The sequence below is a fragment of the Huijunlia imazamoxiresistens genome, assembly GCF_037132455.1.
Lineage (GTDB): Bacteria > Bacteroidota > Bacteroidia > Chitinophagales > Chitinophagaceae > Flavisolibacter > Flavisolibacter imazamoxiresistens.
Map to the genome: position 1 here is coordinate 1 of NZ_JBBBEI010000057.1, position 9,481 is coordinate 9,481.

9 protein-coding genes are annotated in these 9,481 nt (G+C 59.2%); 7 read left to right on the forward strand and 2 right to left on the reverse strand.

Going from position 1 to position 9,481, the window contains the following annotated elements:
• The first annotated feature begins 153 nt into the window (after window positions 1–153).
• The 7 genes from V9K67_RS26505 to V9K67_RS26535 all read left to right on the forward strand — a co-directional run bounded on the left by V9K67_RS26505 (window position 154) and on the right by V9K67_RS26535 (window position 7,376).
• A complete protein-coding gene (locus tag V9K67_RS26505) occupies window positions 154–582 on the forward strand; it encodes a MarR family winged helix-turn-helix transcriptional regulator (RefSeq protein ID WP_336728078.1) in 429 nt (142 codons plus the stop codon).
• 51 nt (window positions 583–633) lie between these two features.
• Window positions 634–1,524 carry an NAD(P)H-binding protein gene (locus V9K67_RS26510; RefSeq protein ID WP_336728063.1) on the forward strand — a complete coding sequence of 297 codons (891 nt, stop codon included), beginning with the start codon at window positions 634–636 and terminating at the stop codon, window positions 1,522–1,524.
• 598 nt (window positions 1,525–2,122) lie between these two features.
• A complete protein-coding gene (locus V9K67_RS26515) occupies window positions 2,123–2,992 on the forward strand; it encodes a DUF4956 domain-containing protein (protein ID WP_336728065.1) in 870 nt (289 codons plus the stop codon).
• Between the two features lie 62 nt (window positions 2,993–3,054).
• The gene (locus V9K67_RS26520) at window positions 3,055–3,966 is read left to right on the forward strand and encodes a hypothetical protein (protein ID WP_336728066.1); all 912 of its coding nucleotides are present in this window, start codon (window positions 3,055–3,057) and stop codon (window positions 3,964–3,966) included.
• 41 nt (window positions 3,967–4,007) lie between these two features.
• A complete protein-coding gene (locus V9K67_RS26525) occupies window positions 4,008–6,449 on the forward strand; it encodes a TonB-dependent receptor domain-containing protein (protein ID WP_336728067.1) in 2,442 nt (813 codons plus the stop codon).
• A 75-nt stretch (window positions 6,450–6,524) separates the two neighbouring features.
• The gene (locus tag V9K67_RS26530; protein WP_336728069.1) at window positions 6,525–6,845 is read left to right on the forward strand and encodes a hypothetical protein; all 321 of its coding nucleotides are present in this window, start codon (window positions 6,525–6,527) and stop codon (window positions 6,843–6,845) included.
• A gap of 45 nt (window positions 6,846–6,890) precedes the next feature.
• Window positions 6,891–7,376 carry a DUF2165 family protein gene (locus V9K67_RS26535; protein ID WP_336728071.1) on the forward strand — a complete coding sequence of 162 codons (486 nt, stop codon included), beginning with the start codon at window positions 6,891–6,893 and terminating at the stop codon, window positions 7,374–7,376.
• 79 nt (window positions 7,377–7,455) lie between these two features.
• Here the strand turns inward: V9K67_RS26535 and V9K67_RS26540 are convergent, their stop codons facing one another.
• Together V9K67_RS26540 and V9K67_RS26545 are read right to left on the reverse strand one after the other, a co-directional pair.
• A complete protein-coding gene (locus V9K67_RS26540) occupies window positions 7,456–7,899 on the reverse strand; it encodes a hypothetical protein (protein ID WP_336728073.1) in 444 nt (147 codons plus the stop codon).
• Between the two features lie 163 nt (window positions 7,900–8,062).
• A complete protein-coding gene (locus V9K67_RS26545; RefSeq protein WP_336728076.1) occupies window positions 8,063–9,052 on the reverse strand; it encodes a DMT family transporter in 990 nt (329 codons plus the stop codon).
• Between the last annotated feature and the right edge of the window lie 429 nt (window positions 9,053–9,481).

The window sequence follows — 9,481 nt, forward strand, 5'->3', positions numbered from 1 at the left end:
ACGGCCTCGAACCTGCGCGGCGGCATGGAGCTGACCCTTTCGTACAAAAGCTTTCTGAACATCCGCAACTCCTCGCTGGAAAAAACAAGGTGCCCCAGGTTCTAAAAAAATATTTGTATATACAACTAAAATCCTATTACCTTTGTGCCGCAGATGAAAGTTACCGACAGCAAATATGGCCAATGCCTCTACTTTACCTCCGCCGCCCTGGCGCGGAAGGTGGAAAAGCTGGCCCTGGACAGCTGGAAGGAAGTGGACCTGCCCCCCAGCATCGCCTACCTGTTGATGGCCGTGCTGGAGGAACCCGGCATCCAGCCTTCGGCCCTGGCGGCGGAGCTGCACCTGCAACCCAGCACCATCACGCGGTTGATCCAGAAGCTCGAAGAAAAAAAGCTGGCCGTCCGCACCTCCGAAGGCAAGATCACCCATGTCTATCCTACGCCTAAGGCGAAGGAATTGCTGCCCCGCATGAAGGTGTGCCTGCAGCGTTTTTACCAGCAGTACATCCAGCTGCTGGGCGAGGAGGAAAGCGGGCGCCTGGTGCAGGATATGGGCCGGCTGGCCGATAAATTAGGATCGTAAATTTTTTTACCCCAATACTTGTATATACAAATATAATTTAAAACAAAAAGTATGAAGTACGTGATCACCGGCGGAGCCGGCAACATTTCCAAACCCCTGGCAGCCACCTTACTGGCTGCCGGTCATGAAGTAACGGTAATCGGCAGAAGCGCCGAAAACCTGGCCTCCCTGGTGGCCCTGGGCGCCCGGGCAGCCATCGGCACGGTGGAAGACGCCGCCTTCCTGGCGCAGGCGTTCGCCGGCGCCGATGCCGTGTACACCATGGTGCCGCCCCAGTACGCGGCCCTCGGCCTGGACGACTACCAGCAGGTGGGCGCCCGCTATGCCGAAGCCATCCGGGTCAACCACATTCGTTACGTAGTAAACCTCAGCAGTGTTGGCGCCCACCTGCCGGCGGGCGTCGGCCCGGTCAGCGGCCTGTACCGGGTGGAACAGGAGCTCAATAAATTGAGCGATACCCACGTGCTGCACCTGCGCCCCGGCTTTTTCTATAGCAACTTCTTCGGCAACATCGGCATGATCAAGGGCCTGGACCTCATTGGCGGCAACTACGGCGACAGCAACGCCCGCATGGTCCTGTCGCACCCGGCCGATATTGCCGCCGCCGCCGCCCGGGAACTGACGGAGCTTTCCTTCCGCGGCCAATCGGTACGCTACCTGGCCAGTGACGAGCGGACAACCGGCGACGTAGCCCGGGTGCTGGGCGCCGCCGTAGGCAAACCCGCCCTGCCCTGGGTGGCGTTTACCGATGAGCAGGCCCAGGGTGGCCTGGCACAGGCGGGCCTGCCCCCAACCATGGTCGATAAATACGTGGAGATGGGCCAGGCCATCCGGACCGGCATCATGTGGGAGGACTTCCTGCAACAGCGCCCGCAGCAATTTGGCGCTACCCGCCTGGAAGACTTTGCCCCGGCCTTTGCCGCCGCCTACGGGGCCGGTTAAGGATGGGCTTTAAGAAAAAAATGAGGAGCGCCGGCGGGGAACAGCAATGCCCCGCCGGCCTTTTATTGCCGGGCCGGAAACCGGCGAAACCCGCAACGGATGGGCTTTTGGGCCGATGGTGACCGGTCGGTCCCGGTAACGGATGTACGTATTTTTACGAATCCGGCGCCCATCATTATTTTTTTATTCTTTCACTTCCCGGTAGCGTTCATTTGGTTATGAAGGAGAACCTTTTTGTCCCCGGCAGACCCCTTTGTTTTTTAATGGTAATTTAATAACTTCAGTTTTCCACCACCTGCTACCCGCTGTCTTACCCTCCTCCGTGTGACGGAGCCGTACCTGCTGCCCGCACCCCGGAAACCCCTGCACTTATCCCCTCATTTACCCGTTGAAACCAACTCAGGCGCACCATTCAGTTGCATCCGGAAAGAAAAAACAGGCTGTTGTTCCGGGGCTTGCCGCTACCGGGGATCTTTTCTGCCCGTTGGGCTGTGGTTTTTCCTGCCGGATTCCTGTGGGCTTAAGCGGATCCTGCCCTGCCGGGTTGCGGCGCTGGTTTCCGGAAGCACCTTAACCAACATAATAAAAAGAAAAACCGATGATGACACCTTTACAAATGCTACCCATTGCAGGACCCGGATCCCTGCCCGAAACCTTTCTCATCCGGCTGGCCATCAACATGCTGTCGGCCTTTTTCCTGATCCGCTACATTTATTATCCCCTCTACAAGAACCGGGAGAACGTGTTCCTGTTCTCGATCTTCAACCTGCTCATTTTCATCATCAGCTACCTGCTGAATTCCGTGGATATCGGCATGGGCTCCGCCTTCGGCCTGTTCGCGGTCTTTTCGATCCTGCAGTACCGCACCGTGAAGATCTCCACCAAGGACATGACCTACATCCTCCTGCTCATATCGCTGGGGTTGATCCATGCGGTCAGCATGGCCCACTGGGGCGTGCTTAGCCTGATCAGCCTGTTCCTGCTGGCCACGACCTATTTCCTGGAAAGCGGCACACTGCTGAAAAAGGAGGCCGCCCAGACCATCGTATACAAGAACCTGAAACTGATACGGCCCGAGGAGCGCAAAAACCTGCAGGCCGACCTGGAAGCCCGTCTTGGGGTAAAGATCACCGTTATATCGGTACGCGAAGTGGATTTCGAAAAGGAAAGCGCCCTGATCAACATCTGCTATTCGGTAGGTGCCGACGGCCAGGCGGTGAAAAAGGGCCCGGACGACCCTTTGAAGGAGCGCAATGGAAGCCCGGCCGTCAGCGGCATGCACCTGTCGGAAATACCGCTGGCTACCCTCAACGGGCATGGCTATCGCACACTCTTCATCAAGGCAAAAAGCAAGAACAAGGAACGGAGAGGGGAGAACGGCGAGGATCCGGCCCCGATGCCGCCGGCCAAGAAAAGAAGAAAAAAACAGTTCGCCTGCTTCTCCATATCTCGGCCCGTCAGTGAGTAGCGTTATTGCGGGCGGATGAATGTAACTGCGCCTTTTTTACGATCCTTTATCCTCCATCGCTTATGAAGATCGTCCGTTTTCTTTCCCGCACCACCGGTTGGTGCCTGTGGTGCCTGCTCCTTTCCGGCTGCAGCCGGCAGCAGGAGGCCGGCCCCCCCTTTGCCTACGACCTCAGCCAGCCGGCGCTGGTCAAAAGCCTGCCGGCCGAGCTCAAGGAGATCAGCGCCCTGGCGGTGAACCACCGCCAGGAGATCGTTTGCGTGCAGGACGAAAAGGGCAGCGTGTACGTGTACGACCTCGACCGGAATGCCATAATGGACCGCATCGAGTTCGGCAAAGACCAGGATTACGAGGGCATCAGCCTGGACGGCTCCACCCTCTATATCCTCAAAAGCACCGGCAATATCTTCGAGGTGCACCACGCCCGCACCGGCCGGCAGCAAACCATCGAATACCAAACCTTCCTGAAGCGGGAGAACGATACCGAAGGCCTTTGTTACGACCCTAAGGGCGGGCGGCTGCTGGTTTCCTGCAAGGGGTCGCCGGACTATAAAAAGCGGTCCTTCCCCGCCGGTTCCAAGGCGATCTATTATTTCGACCTGCAACGGAAAAAGTTCGGGGCCGACCCCGCCTTCGTGCTGCGGACCGATTCGGTCCGCAGCTATATGCAGCGCCATTTTTCCGGGCTGCAGCGCGACATGGTAAAGGTCGAAAAAGAACTGTTCGCCCCCTCCGAGATCGCCCTGAACCCCGTGGACGGCAACCTCTACGTGCTGTGTTCGGTGGGCCGCCTGCTCCTCGTCGTCGACGGGGAGGGAAGGGTGGTGTATGCGACGCCCCTGGGCCCGAAGTATTTTCCCCATCCCGAAGGGATCGCCTTTTATGCCAACGGGGATATGCTGATCTCCAACGAGGGCAACCATAAGCGGCCCGCGAATATTCTGAAGTTCCCGTACCACCGGCCCAAGAGCTGAGGCCTTTTGCTAACCGCATACCTTATCCTAAATCTATTGCCATGTACCGGATTCCTGTTTGCCCCCCGGGGTTGCTTTTGTGGTGGAGCCTGCTGGCTGCCGCACTCCTTTTTCCTGCTCCTGCGCGCGCGCAGAAAGGGTTGCTGACGGTATCGGGCACGGTGGTGGACGGCGTATCGGGAAAACCCGTGGAGTTTGCCACCGTGGCCCTGCTGCGTCCCGCCGACAGCAGCGTGCTGCAGACCACGGTAACGGACAAGGGCGGAGCGTTCTTCCTGGAGCAGGTGCCCGTGGCCGATTTCCTGCTGCGCTGTACTTTTATCGGTTATGAGCCCGCGGCCAGCCGTTATTCCCCCGTTCCCGGCCAGCCGGCGCTGGCGGCGGGGAAGCTGCAGATCCGGCCGGAAGCCACCACCATGGCCGGGGTGACGGTACAGTCCGCCAAGGCGCCCCTGCTGGCGGCCATCGATCGGAAGGTCTACAACGTAGGCAGCGACCTGATGGCGCAGACCGGCAGCGCCACCGACGTGCTGCGCAACATCCCTTCCCTGGAGGTGGACCTCGACGGGGGCATCAGCCTGCGGGGCGCCGGCGACCTGATGATCCTCATCAACGGGCGCACCTCCACGCTCACCGGCAAGTCGAAGACCGACCTGCTGCAAAGCCTTCCGGCCAACACCATCGAGCGGGTGGAGGTGATCACCAATCCTTCGGCCCAGTACCGCCCCGACGGCACGGGCGGCATCATCAATATTGTTTTGAAGAAAGAAACCAAGGGCGGGTGGAACGGCTCCGTCAACGGCAGCATCGGCAATGACGACCGCTACAACGGCGGCCTTGCCCTGGGCCATAAGGCGAAGCGCTGGAACCTGACCGCCAATTACTCGGTGCGGCAGGATACGCGGATCCGCCTCAGCAGTGCCGAACGGACGTATTTCGGCGAACAGGGGCCGGTGGACTATTACAACGACGAGTCGTTCCGCTCCACCTCCCGCCCCCTCAGCCACGTGCTGAATGCCGGGCTGGAATATACCCTGGGCAAGAAGGACCGGCTGGCGTTTTCCGACAACTACCTGCGGCGCCAGAACCTCATCCGCGACCGGCAGCTGCAGCAATTTTACAGCCCGGAAAAGGTGCTGGCCAGCGGCTACGAGCGGCTGCGGTACGACCCGGAGCAGAAGTCGGAACACAACGCCCTCCTTTCCTGGGAGCACCGGTTTTCCAAGGACGGCCACGAGCTGAAGGTGGCGGTGAACGAGTCGGTTTCCAGCGAACGGGAGGACAACCGCTATACCACGCACCACCTGCCGGCCGGCCGGCCGCCGGAAGGAGAGCGGCTGGGGCTGCGGGAAGAGGAACGGCAGCGCCAGCTGAGCGCGGATTATTCCCGCCCGCTTTCGAAAACCACGGTGCTGGATGCGGGTTACCTTAGCCTGTTTTCGCGCCAGGAGGCCGACTTCCAAAGCGAGCTGTATGACGAGGCTTCCCGTACCTACCTGCCCGACGCCAAGCGCACGAACCGCTTTTTGTACCGCGAGGCCAACCACGCCCTGTATGCCACCTGGCGCCAGCGCTTCAAAAAGTTCAGCTACAGCGGGGGCCTGCGTACGGAAGGGGTGTGGCGCCGGGGCAACCTGGTGACCCGGGATTCCCTTTTTGCCAACCACTACCTGAAGCTGTACCCGTCGCTGCACCTGGCCTGGGAGGCCCTGGGCGGATCGGTGCAGCTGAGTTACAGCAAGCGCATCAACCGGCCGGAGGGCAAGGACCTGAATCCTTTTCCCAAGTACCGCGACCCCCGCAACCTCGAGGCGGGCAACCCCGCGCTGCTGCCGGAGATCATCCATTCGGTGGAGCTGGGCTACAAATGGCAGAACGAGCAGGTAACCCTGGTGCCGGCCCTGTTTTACCGCAACCAGCGCAACGGGTTTACCGAGCTGGTGCGGCCCCTGAACGATTCGGTGCTGCTGACCACCTCCCAAAACCTCTCCACCGACCAGCATGCGGGCCTGGAGCTGGTAGCCACCGCCCGGGCGGGCAAGCGGGTGAGCACGGGCTTCAGCGCCACGTTTTTTTATAACCAGATCGATGCTTCAAAGCTGGGCTATAGCCGCAAAAAATCCATTTATACCATGAGCCTCGGCAGCAATACCACCGTTTCGGTGACCAAAACCACGCGGCTGCAGGTGTCGGCGAACTACCGTTCGGCCCGGCTCACCCCGCAGGGAAAAGTCTATCCCAATTTTGTGCTCAACACCGGCCTGCAGCAGGGGCTGTTCAAAAGCAAGCTGCTGGTGACGGCCACGGCCTCGGACCTGCTGCAGACGCTGCGGAAAAAGCTGGTGCTCCAAACGCCCTTTGTGCACCAGTCCACCACCTCCTGGCGCAACCGCCGCATCCTGTACCTGGGCGTACAGTACCGCTTTGGCCGGGCGGCCAAAAAAGCCACGGAGGAGAAATGGCGCTACGATGATAATTTTTAGGAGGGATTTGGTTGGCTTTACCGTTCTTTGTCCCGGCTGCAGCCGTAAACAAAGAACCCGCAAACCCTTTACGCCATGAGCATTGACCAAAAGCTGATCGAAGAGAAAGTAAAAGAATACCGCCTCCGGGTAGATCGGTACATCCAGGAGCTCGACGAGCTGACCAAGCAGATCGAGCAGGAAGCCGCTGCCGGGGAAATGACCCTGGAAGTGCGCGACCTGCTGCGGGAGTTCCACCGCAAAAAGATCGCCATGATGGAAGAAACGCTGCAGCATTACGAGGAGATCAAGGCGCTGGTGCCCGGGGAGCTGGACAATCCAGATGTCGCCCGCCAGGAAGCCGACATGCGGGCGGCCATCGAGGAGGAAAAGGAGGAACTGGCAAAATACCAGTAATCCCCTTTTGCCCGCTTTAAAGTTCCGGATACCTGTTTCCCTGCCATGAACAGCCGCTATCTAAAAATCCTTTTCAGCGGTGCGGTCTGCCTGTATACCGCACTGGTGTGCTTCAATAACCTGGTGGACTATCCTTCCAACTTTCAATTTGTCCGCAGGGTGGCCGGCATGGAGGATACCTTTTCCGTGGCAAGGAATGGCTGGCGGTCGGTGCATGCCCCCTGGCTGCACCACCTGCTCTTCGTGGGGATCATTTTATGGGAATGGGCCGTGGCGGTATTAACGGGAATAGGAGCAGTAAGCATGAGCCGGAAGCTCCGCTTGCCTGCAGCAGATTTTGAAAAAGCCAAAGGCGTTACGGCCCTGGGGCTGGCCCTGGGCGTGTTGCTGTGGTTTGTCGTTTTCATTGCCATTGGCGGGGAATGGTTCCTGATGTGGCAGTCCAAAAACTGGAATGCCCAGCCCACCGCGTTTATGCTTACCTGTTGTTTCCTGCTGTTCCTGGTTTTCCACCGGCAGCCCGACGCCTGACCGGGAAAACAGGCCCGTTTCCTTTATTTTTTACCTGCACTTCATTCGCCAAAACAGTGGCTATGCCATGATTTCCGGATCAAAGCCGTTTCGCCCTTTTTGCGGAAAGTGGAGGTGCAGCCGGTGAAGCACCTTCCAAAGCCAGCCGCAGGCAGAACAGCGACAGCAGCAGGGTGACCGGCGTAAAGACGGCCCGCTCGAAGCCGTTGAGGGAAAAGAGGTTGCCGAGGGTATTCAGGGCAAAAAGGCCCACCATGAGCCACAGGATTACGGTAATCACCTTAGCGGGTATGCGAACCGGCAGCCGGCCGGCCCGCACCGCCACCACGGCCAGCATCAGCAGGTTGAGCAGCAGGGAAACCGATTCCATTTGCAGCATCTCCTGGCGGTTCGTCAGTCGGCCGCCCCAGACGATGTCGAAGGGAATAACGCCCAGCAGCACCAGCAGGTGGAAGAGGCAGAAAAGTGAAAAGAGCACCAGCAGTCCGTTGCGGGCGAAGGATTCGGAGATCATCTTTTTCATGGGGGAAAGGTATCAACGGTTTTCCAAAATATGGTTCTTTTTACCGGCCTTCCCGAATGGATTGGAAGGAAAAGTTCAGGGCCGGCTGTTTGGCGTAAAAATACAGCTATACCGGTTTCCAACAGCCTGGGCGTATTGGGGTACGTCCGCCCCGACGGGTGGGTCAACAGGCAACCCGGTCTTTTTCAGCCATACTTGCGGGAGGTGCCGCCGCCTGCTTTTGTCCCAGCAGACTATGCAGTACCATGCCGGCAATCACCAGTGCCATGCCTAGGAGGGAAATGGGACCCGGCAGGGGAGCGCCCAGGAGCAGCATTTCGCCCAGCAGGGCAAACAGCACTTCGCCGGACTGCGTGGCCTCTACCGAGGCCAGCAGCTGCTGGTCGTGGCGGGCCAGGTCGGTAGCCCTGAAGAACAGCGAGGTGGCGATCACCCCCGAGGCCAGGGCCACTAGCAGGGACTGTTGGGCCTGCCCGGCGGAAGGCGTGAGGCCGGCGGCCAGTCCGCCTGCGGCCACCAGCAGCCAGAAGGGCAGGCTGGCCAGGGTCATGCCCAGCGTGCGCTGGAAGGCATCGAGCTGGCCGCCGGCGACCTTCATCATCATGCGGTTGCCCAGCGGGTAGGCGAGGGCGCCTACCAGCACGGGCAGGGTGCCGGAGAGCATTTCGAAAAAAGTCAGCCTCCCGGCCTGGCCGGCCTGCAAGAGTGCCACCCCCGCCAGGATAACGAGCGAAAAGAGCAGCGCCTTGGGGGAGATAAACCGTTGGCCGCTCCGGATCGGTTTGGGCTCGAGCAAAGGGGCCACCAGCATGCCGCAGATGATGGTCACCTGCCAGGTGCCGGCCACCAGCCAGGAAGGACCGTAGGCGGCGGCAAAGGTCAGGGGGGCATAGAACAGGCCGAAGGCCACGGTGCTCCACAGCAGCCATTTGCCCGGGGCCTGCCGCATCACTGCCAGCAGGGGCCGCAACTTTTTCCGGCCGGCCACCAGCACCAGCAGGAAGGGCACCATGAAGAAATAGCGCAGGGAGGAGCTCCACACCCAGCTGCCGCCCGAAAGCGCCATGAACCGGTTGAGCATAAAAGTCAGCGCAAAAAACAGCGAGGAGATGATACTCAGGCTGATGGCCGCGGTCCTTTCCGTTTTCATCATGGAGCAAAAGTACACTTCCTGCTACGGCTGCCACCGCTGCAGGAGGGGAATACCCTTTTTAAGAAAGCCTTAAAACCGACTAAGCGTAATTACCGGGTGGGGGATTTGCCGGTTTGGGCGTCGAAAGCTGAACCTGTTTTTCCGCTGTTTTACCCGGGACAATGCCCTTCCGGCCGAAAGAAAAAAGAAAGCGCCGGGAGCCGGGCTACCTTTATGTCATCCAACGATCCCATATCCGGAAAACAATCGTGAATGGCCCGTTTTTGATCCACCTGTCCTATTGAAAACTGAAAGCAAATCCAATCCTGAAAAGCCGGGGCAGCTTTACCAACGACCAACCAGAATGCCTTTAAAGAGGCTGTCTCAAAAGCAATTTTTGAGGCAGCCTCTTTTTTTATTAAGCCATATAGGGGCTATTGTATTTTGAAG